The 14,878-nt window shown below is 55.0% G+C and carries 10 protein-coding genes; 6 read left to right on the top strand and 4 right to left on the bottom strand.

Translation table 11 applies throughout. The features are described from left to right. Nucleotides 1–167: 167 nt before the first annotated feature. Nucleotides 168–1,307, top strand: coding sequence for a porin (locus EQV24_RS05210; protein ID WP_048971659.1), 1,140 nt, complete (start codon nt 168–170; stop codon nt 1,305–1,307). Nucleotides 1,308–1,363: 56 nt separating this feature from the next. Here the strand turns inward: EQV24_RS05210 and EQV24_RS05215 are convergent, their stop codons facing one another. Continuing rightward, nucleotides 1,364–2,227, bottom strand: a complete 864-nt coding sequence (locus EQV24_RS05215; protein ID WP_130626272.1) for an N-acetylmuramic acid 6-phosphate etherase — start codon at nt 2,225–2,227, stop codon at nt 1,364–1,366. 164 nt (nt 2,228–2,391) lie between these two features. Here EQV24_RS05215 and EQV24_RS05220 point away from each other — a divergent pair, with 164 nt between their 5' ends. Further along, nucleotides 2,392–4,008, top strand: coding sequence for a sensor histidine kinase (locus EQV24_RS05220; protein WP_130626273.1), 1,617 nt, complete (start codon nt 2,392–2,394; stop codon nt 4,006–4,008). Then, nucleotides 4,005–4,724 (top strand): two-component system response regulator DcuR, encoded by a 720-nt coding sequence (gene dcuR, locus EQV24_RS05225; protein WP_013097755.1) that lies wholly within the window; start codon nt 4,005–4,007, stop codon nt 4,722–4,724. Before EQV24_RS05220 ends, dcuR begins: the two co-directional genes overlap by 4 nt. On the opposite strand, the gene EQV24_RS05230 is transcribed toward dcuR, so the two are convergent. Beyond that, complete coding sequence (locus EQV24_RS05230; RefSeq protein WP_062857403.1) at nt 4,705–5,667, bottom strand: FAD:protein FMN transferase; 963 nt, start codon at nt 5,665–5,667, stop codon at nt 4,705–4,707. The genes dcuR and EQV24_RS05230 overlap by 20 nt on opposite strands. A 94-nt stretch (nt 5,668–5,761) precedes the next feature. Further along, a complete protein-coding gene (locus tag EQV24_RS05235; protein ID WP_130626274.1) occupies nt 5,762–8,542 on the bottom strand; it encodes a flavocytochrome c in 2,781 nt (926 codons plus the stop codon). A 608-nt stretch (nt 8,543–9,150) separates the two neighbouring features. On the opposite strand from EQV24_RS05235, the gene EQV24_RS05240 reads away from it, so the two are divergent. Together EQV24_RS05240 and fumA are read left to right on the top strand one after the other, a co-directional pair. After that, complete coding sequence (locus tag EQV24_RS05240; RefSeq protein WP_013097758.1) at nt 9,151–10,659, top strand: anion permease; 1,509 nt, start codon at nt 9,151–9,153, stop codon at nt 10,657–10,659. Between the two features lie 52 nt (nt 10,660–10,711). Next, nucleotides 10,712–12,361: a class I fumarate hydratase FumA gene (fumA, locus tag EQV24_RS05245; protein WP_130626275.1), complete on the top strand. Its 1,650-nt coding sequence runs from the start codon at nt 10,712–10,714 to the stop codon at nt 12,359–12,361. On the opposite strand, the gene EQV24_RS05250 is transcribed toward fumA, so the two are convergent. Then, nucleotides 12,350–13,234 (bottom strand): LysR family transcriptional regulator, encoded by an 885-nt coding sequence (locus EQV24_RS05250; RefSeq protein WP_058660535.1) that lies wholly within the window; start codon nt 13,232–13,234, stop codon nt 12,350–12,352. The two genes, fumA and EQV24_RS05250, sit on opposite strands and share 12 nt — an antisense overlap. 112 nt (nt 13,235–13,346) lie before the next feature. Here EQV24_RS05250 and EQV24_RS05255 point away from each other — a divergent pair, with 112 nt between their 5' ends. Continuing rightward, nucleotides 13,347–14,645, top strand: coding sequence for a serine hydrolase (locus EQV24_RS05255; RefSeq protein ID WP_013097761.1), 1,299 nt, complete (start codon nt 13,347–13,349; stop codon nt 14,643–14,645). Nucleotides 14,646–14,878 lie beyond the last annotated feature (233 nt).

The raw sequence follows: 14,878 nt of genomic DNA on the forward strand, positions 1-14,878 counted from the left end.
TTCACGAGAAAAATAAAGCGACACTTAGAAATATTTAGCAATATCTTTACCCATTTAATTACATTTATTATTGAACTTAAACCCCCTCTCCTGGAATAGTATCGACGCTGTAGTTGCGGAGCGTGATTACATATATTCATATAAATTATCTCTAAAGGGAATATATAATGAAAAGAAAAGTATTGGCCATTCTTGTACCCGCGTTATTAATGGCTGGCGCAGCAAATGCCGCTGAGATTTATAACAAAGGCGGTAATAAACTGGATTTGTACGGAAAAGTTGATGCTCGTCATACTTTCTCTGACAATGCAAAAGAAGATGGCGATGATACCATTATTGAAGTGGGTTTCCGCGGTGAAACACAAATTAATAGTGAACTGATGGGTTATGGCCAGGCACTGTTAAAAACTCAGGCAAGTGATACTGAAGGCGCACAAAATAGTTATGCAAAACTTGCCTTTGCTGGTCTGAAATTTGCAGATTACGGTTCATTTGATTATGGCCGTAATTATGGTGTGATTTATGACGTCGAAGCATGGACTGATATGCTGCCAGTGTTCGGTGGTGACTCCTATACCTGGACTGACAACTTCATGACAGGTCGTGCAAACAGTGTAGCGACTTACCGCAACAGTGATTTCTTTGGTCAGATTGAAGGGCTCAACTTTGCGCTGCAATATCAGGCAGCCAATGAAGGCACCAATAATAATGAAGATCAGGAAGGCACTCGCAATGGCCATGAAAATCCACGTTTCCAGAATGGTGATGGCTTCGGTATTTCAACCTCCTATGATTTCTCCGGCGATTTAAGTGGTCTCAGCTTCGGTGCAGCTTACGCATCTTCTGACCGTACGAATGTTCAGGTTGCTGAAGGCAAAGCTTTTGAAAGCATCGGTATGGCCGGAGGTGAAAGAGCCGAAGCCTGGACCGTTGGCACAAAATATGATGCCAATAATGTCTATCTGGCGATGATGTATGCAGAAACCCGCAATATGACTCCAATTGGTAATTATGGTATAGCCAACCAGACTCAAAACTTTGAAGCTGTTGCGCAATACCAGTTTGATTTCGGTCTGCGTCCTTCCCTCGCCTGGGTCTACTCAAAAGGTAAAGACCTGGATGGTAAAGGATTCAACCACGACCTGGTGAATTATATTTCCGTTGCAAGTACCTACTATTTCAATAAAAACTTCTCCACTTACATCGATTACAAAATCAACCTGCTTGATGAAGATGAATCATTGTATGAGGCGTATGGTATTTCTACCGATGACGTTGTAGGTATTGGTTTAACTTATCAGTTCTAATATTTAAAAAGTGCAAAGGCCGCAATCGCGGCCTTTTTTTATTCCTGCGCGCTCTATTACGGCGCTTCCTGCAACGCCACCCGAATGAACCCGTTGTTCTGCGCAAGCAACTCATGCGCTTTCCATGCATCCAGCCCGGTCAGCACCATCAGCACCGCCGTTTTGCAGTTATGGTTACAGCTCTCCAGCGCGGCTTTTGCTACCGCTCGGGTGCATCCCCCCGCTTCCATCACTATCGCGATTTGCCGTTCAGCCCACTGGATGCTGCTCGCCTCCAGATCCACGCGCAGGTTGCTGTAAACCCGCCCGGTGCGGACGGCCAGCCCGGTGGTCACCATAGAGAGGATCATTTTCTGCGCGATGGCCGCTTTGGTGTTCAGATACCCGGCAACCACATCCGGGCCCAGCTCTGGCGCAATCACCATACTTGCCAGCTGCGCCGCTTCGCTTTGCGCATTATCGGTAATCACCGCCACCGGTGAACCGAGCGACCACGCATGCCGCATGGCGCCCCAGACCCACGGCGTTTTTCCGCTTACGGTGACCGCCAGCATCATATCGTGCTCGCCAAAGTTAATCGCCTGCAGGTCGGCAACGCCGCGCTCGTAGCTTGTCGCACCGTCGTCCGCCGTGATGGCAATCACCGGGGTTTTACCCGGGGCATACTCATCCGCCGCCTGTTTTGCCACACAGCCGGACGGCCCCGCGCCAACCATGACCAGACGCCCCCCGTGGCTCAGGGTCGCGGCAGCGTTATCCACCACACGGGCAATAATGGGTAAAAAAGGGGTGATTGCAGCGGAGATAAGTGCATCATCCTGGTGAATGACTTTCAGCATGTCCAGCGTGGACAATCTATCGATATTCATCGTGCTGGCGTGCCGTCTTTCCTTGACCGAACCGGTAAGCATAATGCTCATAAACAGCCTCCTTATTATGAGTACCCACACACTATAAAGTGTTTTATATGGATGACATGCGAGGAGGGTCACGAAAAGCGGAGCAAATGCATGCTTTTACACAGCTTTAAGAAAAGCGCGTCATCGGCGATAATTACCCCTTTCTTCTTCATCGCGGAGTGTTGATGAGCGATTTGCAGCCCTTTCCCCAGATGCGCAAGCGCCCCATGAAACTGAACACGCTGGTCACGTTGATGGTGTGCGCGATCATCGCCTCTGTGCTGCTGCTGGTCTTTGCGCTTTATTCAGTGCAGATCACCCGGGCAACCCGCGATGATGTCAAAGATACGGCGCTGGGTATTGCCCGAACGCTGGCGAACAGCCCGGAGATCCAGCGCGGCCTGATGCAACCGCCGCAGGCCGATATCATCCAGCCCATCGCCCAGGGCGTTACAAAACGCAACGACCTGCTGCTGACCGTGGTCACCGACATGCGCGGTATTCGCTATTCGCACCCGAACGAAGCGCTGATTGGCCTGCATTTCATCGGCGACGATCTGAACCCGGCGCTGGAAGGGAAAGAGAACGTCTCCGTCAACCGGGGTGCGCTCGCGGAAGCCCTTCGCGTATTTACGCCCGTGTATGACAGCCAGCATGAGCAGATCGGCGTGGTGGTGGTCGGCATCTCGCTAAAAAAAGTGGAAGACCAGATCGCCCGCGGGCGACTTAACGCCGTCTGGACCATTTTGTTCAGTATCTTTATGAGCTCCATGGCGATCTGGGGACTGGTTCGCGTTCTGAAACGCATCCTGTTCGGGCTGGAGCCGTATGAAATCTCCGCGCTGTTTGAACAACGTCAGGCGATGCTGCAGTCGCTCCGCGAAGGAGTGTTAGCGGTCGATATTCATGGCCGCGTGACGATGATAAACCACACCGCCAGAGAGATATTGCTCCTGCCCTCCGGCAAGCAGACCGAAAACGCCAGCGCGCCCCTGCTGGCCAGCCTGCGTGAGGTGTCAAAGACGGGCATCGCGCGTCAGGATCAGGAGATCAGCTGCAACGGCCGGCTGCTGCTGTGCAACATGGTGCCGGTGAAAAGTCAGGAGCGAGTGATAGGCGCCATCACCACCTTCCGCGACAAAACCGAAATCAGCCAGCTGATGCAGCGCATCGACGGCATGGTGAATTACGTCGACGCCCTGCGCGCCCACACGCACGAGTTTATGAACAAACTGCACGTGATCCTGGGCCTGCTGCATATCAAGCGCTACGACAAACTGGAAGAGTACATCCTGCAGACAGCGCACAATTATCAGACGGACATTGGCACCATCCAGAGCAAGGTGAAATCCCCGGTGATTGCCGGGTTCCTGCTGGGTAAAATCAACCGGGCGAAAGAAGCGGGGATCACCCTCACCCTGGCGGATGAGTGCCAGATACCGGATACCGCCAACGAAGAGCAGGTCGCGGTGCTGGTCACCGTGCTCGGTAATTTGATTGAAAACGCACTGGACGCGATGGAGGGCCAGCCGGAAGGCGAAATCACCCTGCTGCTGCACTATCAGAATGGCTGGCTCAGCTGTGAAGTCAGCGATGACGGCCCGGGAATTGATCCCGCCCAGCTGGAGACTATTTTTACTAAAGGCTTCTCAACAAAAGGTGAAAACCGGGGCGTTGGGCTGTTCCTTGCCCGCCAGCAAATTCAGAACCTGGGCGGTGATATCACCGTCGAATCTGAACCTGGCGTATTTACCCAATTTTTTGTTCACATCCCCTGGGATAGCGAGAGGAATATCGCGTGATAAATGTATTAATTGTCGATGATGACGCCATGGTAGCCGACCTCAACCGTCTGTATGTTAACCGTGTTGAAGGCTTTAGCTGCTGCGGCGTCGCCTCCACGCTGAACCAGGCCGAGGCCATTATTAACAACCCTGCCCAGCCGGTTGATCTGGTGCTGCTGGATGTCTACATGCAGCAGGATAACGGGCTGGATCTGCTGCCAGTGATCCGCGCCTCCGGTCGCCCAATCGATGTCATTATGATCTCTTCGGCTGCGGACGCCGCGACAATCCAGACCTCTATCCATTACGGCGTGGTGGATTATCTGATTAAACCGTTCCAGTTCCCGCGCTTTGAAGAGGCGCTGAACGGCTGGAAGGCAAAGCACAGCCTGATGGGCTCGCACCAGTATTATGAGCAGGCGGACGTCGACAGGCTGATCCACGGCGGCGCGCCGGAGCTGGCAGACAGCAAAAAGCTGCCAAAAGGGTTAACGCCGCAAACGCTGCGCACTATCTGCCAGTGGATTGACGCTCACCCGGAGACCGAGTTTTCCACCGATGACCTGGCCAGCGCGGTGAATATCTCGCGCGTCTCCTGCCGAAAATATCTGATCTGGCTGGCGCAAATCAATATCCTGTTCACCAGCATTCACTACGGCGCTACCGGGCGCCCGGTATATCGTTACCGTCTCCAGCCCGAGCAGACAGGCCTGCTCAAACAGTACTGTCAGTAATGCGGTAACTATTATCCAGTAAAGTAAAGCGGAAGTGGTGCGCTGACGAGAGCACCACTTCTTTTGTTTTGGTCACAAAGATCGCTTCAATATCAGGTCGCGCGCGCAGCACCGCACAGCCCTTCTCCACACCCATGCCGTACATCAGCGTGGTCCAGATATCCCCGTCGATAGAATCGTTTGAAATGATGGTCACGCTGTCCAGTTCATTATCCAGCGGATACCCGGTACGCGGGTCAAGGATATGGTGGTAGCGCCTGCCGTTTTGTTCAAAGTAGCGTTCATAGGTTCCCGACGTCACCACGGAGCGATTCTCTACCGTCATCGCGCCGATCAGCTCATCACCCGCAAACGGTTTTTTAAGCCCCACGCTCCAGCCCCCCTCCGGCGAGCCCAGCGTCTGGATATTGCCCCCAAGGTTGATCAGCCCAAGTTCAGCGCCCTCTTTGCGCAGATAATCCCGCACCCTGTCGGCGATATAGCCTTTGGCGATGGCGCCCAGGTCGATCTCCATCCCTTTTTGGGTCAAAAAGACGCTACTGCTGGCCTCGTCCAGCACCACATCCTCAGGGCGGGTAATCGCCAGCAAGGCGGCGATGTCTTCGGCGGGCGGCACGCTGTCGCCGCGAAAGCCAATTTTCCAGCGTTTCACCAGCGGGCCGATGGCCAGGTTAAACGCGCTGTCTTTAAGCACGCTTGCCGCTTTCGCGCAGCGGATCAACTCAAACACCGGACGGCTGACGGCAACCGGATGCTGACCGGCCGCATGGTTGATATCCATCACCTGTGAATGCGCACGGTTAACGGTAAGCAGATCTTCGTACTGTTTGATTAAGCGAAATACGCGGGACGCGAGGGCTTCGTCATGGGAAAAGAGTTTGAGGAGAATGGGCGATCCCATCAGGACGGCGGAATAATTGTAAACGCGATGGTCATCAGGCATAGCATGAGTCCTCAGATGTAGCCCCGGCAAGCACCGCGCCGCCGGGGAAAATGCCGGATAACGCTGCGCGTATCCGGCATACAACACAGGGGTCTTACTGCTTTTTCGAACGCATAGCCGCCTGATGTCCTGCAAGCGTACCAAAAATAATGATATCTGCCACCGCGTTACCGCCGATACGGTTACCACCGTGGATCCCGCCGACCACTTCACCGGCCGCAAACGCCCCTGGCAGCACGTTGTGGTTGCTGTCCAGCACGCAGGTTTCGGTGTTGATGGTCACGCCGCCCATGGTGTGGTGCACGCCCGGCGCAATCTGAATGGCGTAGAACGGCCCTTCGTTGATGGGCGCACGCAGCGCGGTGGTACGGCCAAAATCATCGTCATGCTGTTTTTCAACAAAGCCGTTGTAGCGCTCAAGGGTCGCCAGGAAAGCGTGGTAATCCATACCCAGCGCCTCGGCCAGGGCTTTTGGCGAGCTGGCGCTGGTCACAAAGCCTTTGGCGATGTACTCATCCGCCGCTTTGTTTTTGGCACGAACGTGCTCGTCAAAGACGATATACGCGTATTTCTCCGGCAGTGCGATGATTGACGCCGAGACTTTATCGCGAGTTTCCATCTCATTGAAGAAACGGTTCCCCTGCTGGTTCACCAGAATCGCTCCGCCGCCGCGAATGGATTCGGAAATCAGGTACGAGGTTTTCTGCTCAACGGTTGGGTGGATCTGAATTTCACCCATATCTACCGTACCGGCACCGATGCGTTCCAGCAGCGCGATACCGCCGCCGGTTGCCCCTTTGTGGTTGGTGGTGACAAAACCTTCCAGGTCAGGGCGGTATTTCACCACCATCTGGCTGTTGGCGCTGAAGCCACCGGTGGCGACAATGACGCTTTTAGTGGTCACGGTAAGGGTTTCGTTCTCTTCTGTGGTCAGACGCACGCCGGTGACTTCGCCGTTTTCGAACAGGATCTCGCAGACAGACGTATCAAGCATTACGTCGATGTTGCGTTTGTTGACGTTACGCACCAGGCCGCTGATCAGATAGCCGCCTACCGCAGAGCCGTCTTTTGGACGGTGCGTACGGTCAATGCTCATCCCGCCGGTGGTGGTGATGTCATTCAGCATAATACCGCGGGTTGCCAGCCATTCAATCGCCTGAGGCGCATTCTCCACGAAGCGGCGCAGCAGTTCCGGGTTGTTCTTGTTACCGCCCCCTTTCAGGCTCTCCTGGTAGAACAGCTCTTTGCTGTCCTGGATCCCTTTCACCCGCTGGAAGCGCGTCTCTGCGGCATTCATCCCGGCAGAAGCTTTGATGGTGTTCCCGCCGATGGTTGGCATCTTCTCAACAATCAGCACGCTCGCGCCTTCATCGTGGGCCTGAATGGCTGCGGCCAGACCGGCGCCGCCGCTACCCACTACCACCACATCCACGCTGCGGGTCGCGTTCGGGTCAGCGCCCTCTTCTGCCGCCAGCGCTTTGCTGGATTTCAGCATCGCTTTAGAGACCGCTTTTTTCACCGCTTCACTCTGGCTGGTTGCACCCGTGATGGCATCCACGTGCGGGGTGTTGGCGTCCAGAATGCGGGTGCGGATCTCTTCAAAGCTGGTGACAAACTCAACGTCTTCGCTAGGGCCAGACGCCAGCGCAATATCGGCGATGCGATCGGTTTCCAGACTGACGTTGATTACCAGTTCGTTAACATCGTCCTGCACCTTCTCAGTGAACATGCCTGGCTTGAATTTTGATTCGCCCATGCTCATATCGCGGATCATCGCTTCCACCAGCGAGAAGCGCCACAGCGGTTCAGGAATGCTCAGATCTTCGCGTTTGGTGCTGTCCATAAACAGCTCCAGACTTTCACCGGCCGCGATCCGGTCAGTCCAGTCCGGGTAAGCGATGGTGGCGCGGCCCACGGCAATCAGGTCGTAACCGCTATCCAGCGCCTCGTTAACGTCTGCAGCATTCACCACGCCGCCGACACCCATCACCGGAACCTGAGCCAGGGTTTCAGAACGCATGGCGCAATATTTTTTGATGAGCGGGGTTGGGTCCTGCGTGTCGACAATGGAAGGACGCAGGGTCGCCCCCACGGAGAAGTGCAGATAATCCACACCGCGCGCCGCCAGTTTTTCCAGCAGGTACATGGTGTCTTCAAAGCGGATGCCCGGGACTTCCAGCTCTTCAGGGGAGAAACGGTAGCCAATAATGAACGCGTCGTCCGCGTACTGGCGCACCATTTTGTGCGTGATATCCAGCACCGCCAGCGGGAATTTAGCGCGGTTATCGCGGCTGCCGCCCCACTCGTCGTCGCGCTGGTTAGAGTTCGGGGAGTAGAACTGCTGAATCAGGTAGGTATTTGCGCCGTGAATTTCAACCCCGTCGAAACCGGCCTGGATAGCGCGGCGTACGGCTTCACCAAACTTGCCGATCATGCCTTCCACTTCTTCACCGGTCAGAGCAACCGGCGTGGCGGCCCCGTCACGCGGCGCGGCAACGGCGCTTGGGCCAACCGGCGTGCGGCCACCGATCAGTTTTGGATCGACCATACGGCCGCCGTGGTAGATCTGCAGCAGGGCTTTCGAGCCTTTGGATTTAATGGCGTCCGCGATTTTCGCCAGCCCGGCGATTTTCTCGTCGTTATCGATACCAATCGCGCCGGGGAACGCAAGGCCAAGATCATCGATAAAGCAGCATTCAACAATAATGGTACCAATGCTGCCGGAACGGGCCCGATAGTACTCCACCAGCTCGCTGGTGACCGTGCCGTCGTAATAGCCGGTACAGGTGGTCATGGGTGCCATTAACAAACGGTTTTTCAGTTCGGTGCCATTCGGTAATGTGAAGGGGCTCAGAATACGTTCGTCAGTGCTCATAATTGAAACTCCAAACTTTAAAAATTAAGAATTCGTTATCGGATGGATTTTTTATTTCGTCGTTATTTGCCGATGTCATGATATTAATATAATGATTTTTTTAGTTTCTAAAGTTATTACGTTAGTTAAAAAACTATTTAATCCCTGCGATAACACAAATAACACATTGGTGTTAGCGATTGTAATTTAGCCATTCACAATAATTTAAAATTCGTTAAATAATCAATGGTAAGACCATTTCTCCAAAAACCAACAAAGCCCATAAAAATCAATCATATAAAAATTATCAAAACTCGATATTGTTACAGAAATGATAAATTGAACTCATAATATACGTAATACCCACATACGCCAGAGTGGTTATTAATAAAAGCATAAAAATAACTCTGCAATTCTCTTTTTTTGATCGCGATCAATAGTCACGGCATCCAAAAGCGCAATATAAAAACATCATCAATTTTTAATTTAGCGCAAACCAAAATGCGTTAAATCGCTATTACTGAAAATACAAATCAGCACCTTTAATAACTAAAAAAAGCAAAGAAACTTAAGAAAGCAATTTTGTTTTTCAGTGCGACCGAATTTTTGACAACTTAAGACGTGAAACTATGAATACAAAAACTGCTGTAACGCCCCCTGTGGCGAACCAGGCATCAAATGGGAAAGCAAAACGACTGCTGATGATGGCATTGCCCGTCATCGTCGCCGTCCTGCTGCTGTTTGTTCCGGTACCAGAAGGACTGCCGCCTTATGCGTGGCACTACTTCGCGATCTTTGTCGGCGTGATCGTCGGCTTAATCTTCGAACCGCTGCCGGGCGCGGTGATCGGTCTGACTGGCGTGGTGGCGATTGCGCTGTGCAGCCAGTGGGTGCTGTTCAGCCCTGAACAGCTGGCCGACCCGAAATTCAAGCTGGCGGGTGCCTCCTTTAAGTGGGCGGTCAGCGGGTTTGGTAACTCGACTGTGTGGCTGATCTTCGGCGCCTTCATGTTCGCCGCGGGCTATGATAAAACCCGCTTCGGCCGCCGTCTGGCGCTGATTCTGGTGAAATATCTCGGCCGTCGCAGCCTGACGCTCGGTTATGCCATCACCTTCGCGGACCTGCTGCTGGCACCGTTTACGCCGTCCAACACCGCACGTAGCGGCGGGACCATCTACCCGATCATCGCTAACCTGCCGCCGCTGTATGGCTCAAAACCAAACGACCCAAGCGCGCGTAAAATAGGTTCGTACCTGATGTGGGTGGCGATCACCGCGGCCTGTATCACCAGCTCGATGTTCCTCTCCGCCCTTGCGCCGAACCTGCTGGCACTGGCGCTGGTGAAAAGCACGGTAGGGATTGATATCTCCTGGGGTACCTGGTTCCTCGCCTTCCTGCCGCTGGGCATTCTGCTGATTCTGACTATGCCGCTGCTGGCCTACTGGTTCTACCCGCCAGAAGTCAAAGTGAATAATGAAGTACCGCTGTGGGCAACCCGTGAGCTGGAAAAACTGGGCAAATTGTCCCGCAATGAAATTCTGCTGCTGGTGTTCGTGTGCTGTGCGCTGCTGATGTGGATCTTCGCCGCCGCGTGGATTGAACCAGCCATGGCTGCCCTGCTGATTGTAGGTCTGATGCTGTGGACCGGCGTGCTGGAGTGGAACGATATCACCGGCAATAAAGCCGCGTGGAATACCTTCGTCTGGTTCGCCACCCTGGTCGCGCTGGCAGATGGCCTCTCCTCGACCGGCTTTATCAGCTGGCTGGGTAAAGAGGGCGGTCTGTTAATGAGCGGTATCTCGCCGGGCGTTGCCACCATCGTACTGCTGCTGGCGTTCTACCTGCTGCACTACCTGTTTGCCAGCACCACCGCGCACACCACCGCGCTGCTGCCGGCGATGCTGACCATCGCCTCCACCATTCCGGGCATGAATATGGAAGTCTTCGTCCTGCTGATGGTGACCTCGCTGGGTGTGATGGGGATCATCACCCCGTACGGTACCGGCCCAAGCCCGATTTACTACGGTAGTGGCTACCTGCCAACCAAAGACTACTGGCGCCTGGGCACTATCTTCGGTGCCATCTTCCTGGCGGCCCTGCTGCTGATTGGTTATCCGTGGATGTCCATGATGTTCTGATTCCTGACCGCCGGACTTCTCCTCCGGCGGTTTTATTTTTCTGGAGCAAGCTATGTCAAACAAACCGTTTTTTTATCAAAACCCCTTCCCACTCGCGCACGACGACACCGAATATTATCTGCTGACCAAAGAGCACGTCTCCGTTGCCGAGTTCGACGGTCAGCAAGTCCTGAAAGTCGAGCCAGAGGCGCTGACGCTGCTGGCACAGCAGGCGTTCCACGATGCTGCGTTTATGCTGCGTCCTTCCCATCAGAAGCAGGTCGCCGCCATTCTTAACGATCCGGAAGCGAGCCAGAACGATAAGTACGTTGCCCTGCAGTTCCTGCGTAACTCTGAAATCGCCGCTAAAGGCGTGCTGCCAACCTGCCAGGATACCGGCACGGCGATTATCATGGGTAAAAAAGGCCAGCGTGTCTGGACCGGCGGTGGCGATGAAGCCGCGCTGAGTCAGGGGGTGTACAACACCTACATCGAAGACAACCTGCGCTACTCCCAGAACGCGGCGCTGGATATGTATAAAGAGGTGAACACCGGCACCAACCTGCCTGCGCAGATCGATCTCTACAGCGTCGACGGCGACGAGTACAAATTCCTCTGCATGGCGAAAGGCGGTGGTTCAGCCAACAAAACCTACCTCTACCAGGAAACCAAAGCGCTGATCACCCCGGCGAAGCTGAAAAACTATCTGGTGGAGAAAATGCGCACCCTGGGTACCGCGGCCTGTCCGCCTTACCATATTGCCTTCGTGATTGGCGGAACCTCCGCGGAAGCGACGCTGAAAACGGTGAAGCTGGCCTCTACCCGCTACTACGACGCCCTGCCTACCGAGGGGAACGAGCACGGCCAGGCGTTCCGCGATGTTCAGCTCGAACAGGAACTGCTCCAGGAAGCGCAGAACCTGGGTCTGGGTGCGCAGTTTGGTGGTAAATACTTCGCTCACGATATCCGCGTGATCCGCCTGCCGCGCCACGGTGCCTCCTGCCCAATCGGCATGGGTGTCTCCTGCTCCGCAGACCGTAACATCAAAGCTAAAATCAACCGCGACGGGATCTGGATTGAAAAGCTGGAACACAACCCGGGTCAGTACATTCCTGAATCGCTGCGCCAGCAGGGCGAAGGCGACGTGGTCAGCATCAACCTCAACAAGCCGATGAACGAGATCCTGGCGCAGCTTTCCGCGCACCCGGTCTCTACCCGCCTGTCGCTGAACGGTACCATCATCGTGGCGCGTGATATCGCCCACGCGAAGCTGAAAGAGCTGCTCGACAACGGCGAGGAACTGCCGCAGTACGTTAAAGACCATCCGATATACTACGCGGGCCCGGCCAAAACGCCGGAAGGTTATGCCTCCGGCTCACTCGGCCCAACCACTGCGGGCCGCATGGACTCGTATGTGGATTTACTGCAGTCCCACGGCGCGAGCATGATCATGCTGGCCAAAGGCAACCGCAGCCAGCAGGTGACGGATGCCTGCCACAAACACGGCGGCTTCTATCTGGGCAGCATCGGCGGCCCGGCGGCGGTACTGGCGCAAAACAGCATCAAGAGCCTGGAGTGCGTGGCGTATCCGGAACTGGGAATGGAAGCCATCTGGAAAATTGAAGTGGAGAACTTCCCGGCGTTTATCCTGGTGGATGACAAAGGTAACGACTTCTTCCAGCAGATCCAGAACAAACAGTGCCAGGGATGTTCACAGCGCTGAGCGTTTCCATAGTGCCGGCAGCCGCGACAACGTTTGATTGATCCTCTCACGCTTGTCGCTGCCCGGCTTCCAGATAGTGACCATCGTCTGACTTATCCCCTGGCTGCCCACTTCGGTGGGCAGCCTTTTTACGTTTTTCCACTGCGTCGCATGAAGATGGGTCGGCAAAAAGCCCCAGCCACAGCCCTGTTCCAGCAGGCCGCGCAGCATCTCAATTTCATTAGTGAAAAGGGTATGCCCGGCAATTTGCAGACGACGGGCAACCGGTTCATCTGACGCGGCATGCATAACCACCTGCGGAACCAGAGAGAGATCGAGCAGCGAAACCGGCGTGGCAACCTTCGCAAAAAGCGCGTCTGCGGCGTAAAAATCCATGTCGATGGCTCCCAGAGCCCGCCACTCCATCTCATTACCCACGCTGCGGTTGCGCGCCTGGCAGATACCTAAATCCGCCTCTCCGCTCGCCAGCAGGGCTTCGGCCTCGTCACGCGACGCGCTGGTCAGGCTCAGGCGTATTTTTTGTGCCGCCATCTCTGCAATCAGCGCCTGCAGAAAAGCCCGGGGAGTGAACGGATCGTAAACAAGAGCAATGTCCTGCGTCGCGCTGTCCGGCACCGCTCTGGCAAAGGCCTCAAAGGCTTTCACCTGACGCATCAGCAGGTGCGCCTGTCGCTGAAGCTGTTCCCCTTCAGGCGTTAGCCGCACGCTGCGTCCCTCGCGCAGGAACAGGGCATAACCCAGCCCGTCCTCAAGAAAATCGATCAGATCGCGCAGGGTCGTACGGTCTTTACCGAGCTTAATGGCCGCCTTCATCAGGCTGCCGTGCTCTGCCACCGCAGTAAACGCCTCCAGCTGGGCAAATGAATAGACCATCGTCTCCTCTCCCTTCATTCCGTTTTTCGGGGGAATTTCCCCCATAACCCGTTTTTTATTATAGGGCGCGGCTTCTTAAACTGAAGTCCTTCCTGAACCAAACGAGATAAACATGAAAAACAAAACGTTAAACCGCAGCCTGCTCGCCGCACTGGTGGTCAGCAGCCTCTTATCCCCTGCCGTTATGGCTGCCTGTCACGGCACCGACCTCAACCAGTGCCCCGCACCGTTTGACGCAACCCTTCCCGACACGCACAGCATGCTCACCTGGAGTCAGGCGGATCGCGTGGTGGGCTTTCGTAACGACTATCGCAACTACGCGGGCGATGTTTTCCGCCACGGAAAGGCCACACCGCTGCTGGCAGCAGAGAAACCGCTTACCGACGCCCGCTATCAGGTTAATGGCAAGACCTATACCCTCCAGGATTACGTGAAGCGCCAGAACGTCAGCGGCATGCTGGTGCTGAAGGACGGCAAAATAGCGTGGAAATATCTGGGTGAAGGCAATACCGATTCCACGCTCTGGACATCACGTTCGGTGGGGAAATCCGTGGTCTCTGCGCTGGTCGGGGTCGCCCTTAAAGAGGGCAAAATCCACTCCCTTGACGATCTTATCACCCGCTACGAACCCGATTTAAAAGGCACGGCGTGGGATGGGGTGACGCTGAGACAGCTGATCACTCACACCTCTGGCGTGGCGTGGAACGAAGACTACACCAACCCACAGTCTGATTTCGCGCAGCTCACCGAATGCGAAGCGAAGCCGGGCACCTACGACTGCGTGCGTAAGCTGGTGAAGGGGTTACATCGGGAACACCCGGCCGGAGAGAACTGGTCCTATTCATCGGGTGGCGCGTGGCTGCTGGGTGACGTGCTGGAGCGCGCCACCGGTATGACGCTGGCGGCGTACCTGGAGAAAAGCATCTGGCAGCCGTACGGGATGGCGAACGACGGCGTATGGCATGCCTACCGTAAAGGCCAGCACGATGTCGGCGCGCACGGCTTTAACGCCACGCTGGAAGACTGGGGCCGCTTCGGCGAATTTATCCTGCATAACGGTACGCTCCCTTCGGGCAAACAGATCCTGCCTGACGGCTGGGTAAAAGAGTCGTCAGACTGGACCCAGGCGAAAGGCTCCGTCTCAGACGCGCATCCGAAAGGGTTGTACGGCTATCAGTGGTGGAATAACGAGGTGCCCGCCACGGCCACAGACGTTAAGCCCGCGCCAGAGGATTCCCTGAAAGATTCACTCTGGGCGCTGGGGATTTTTGGCCAGATGATTATGGTGAATCAAAAGGAAAACCTGGTGATCGTCCAGTGGTCCACCTGGCCGCAGGCGGAGCCGTCTTTCAGCGCCCAGCCGCTGGAAGCGTCGCTGATGTTTAGCGCAATTGCACAGGCGCTGCGCTGAATAGAGCGCTCTGCCAGTTTTGCCCGGCGGCGCTACGCTTGCACGGGCCTACAAAATTCACAGGTCGGGTAAGCGAAGCGCCACCCGACAAGAGCAGCGGCTACTCTGCCCTTCTGCGCGATATCACAAAATAGCGATATCAGCCACTTAGCGAATTATGGTGAATAAAAAATCAATGAATTGTTAAGTTATTGTTAGGCATGTAAATCCCGGTCAACGTCCTGTCATTGATG

The sequence above is a fragment of the Enterobacter sp. A8 genome (assembly GCF_004296595.1).
Classification (GTDB): domain Bacteria; phylum Pseudomonadota; class Gammaproteobacteria; order Enterobacterales; family Enterobacteriaceae; genus Enterobacter; species Enterobacter cloacae.

Excerpts from the sequence above, each read along its gene's own strand:
- EQV24_RS05210 (WP_048971659.1), top strand. The coding sequence starts at position 168 with ATGAAAAGAAAAGTATTGGCCATTCTTGTACCCGCGTTATTAATGGCT.
- EQV24_RS05215 (WP_130626272.1), bottom strand. The coding sequence starts at position 2,227 with ATGAGCATTATGCTTACCGGTTCGGTCAAGGAAAGACGGCACGCCAGC.
- EQV24_RS05220 (WP_130626273.1), top strand. The coding sequence starts at position 2,392 with ATGAGCGATTTGCAGCCCTTTCCCCAGATGCGCAAGCGCCCCATGAAA.
- EQV24_RS05230 (WP_062857403.1), bottom strand. The coding sequence starts at position 5,667 with ATGCCTGATGACCATCGCGTTTACAATTATTCCGCCGTCCTGATGGGA.
- EQV24_RS05235 (WP_130626274.1), bottom strand. The coding sequence starts at position 8,542 with ATGAGCACTGACGAACGTATTCTGAGCCCCTTCACATTACCGAATGGC.
- EQV24_RS05240 (WP_013097758.1), top strand. The coding sequence starts at position 9,151 with ATGAATACAAAAACTGCTGTAACGCCCCCTGTGGCGAACCAGGCATCA.
- fumA (WP_130626275.1), top strand. The coding sequence starts at position 10,712 with ATGTCAAACAAACCGTTTTTTTATCAAAACCCCTTCCCACTCGCGCAC.
- EQV24_RS05250 (WP_058660535.1), bottom strand. The coding sequence starts at position 13,234 with ATGGTCTATTCATTTGCCCAGCTGGAGGCGTTTACTGCGGTGGCAGAG.
- EQV24_RS05255 (WP_013097761.1), top strand. The coding sequence starts at position 13,347 with ATGAAAAACAAAACGTTAAACCGCAGCCTGCTCGCCGCACTGGTGGTC.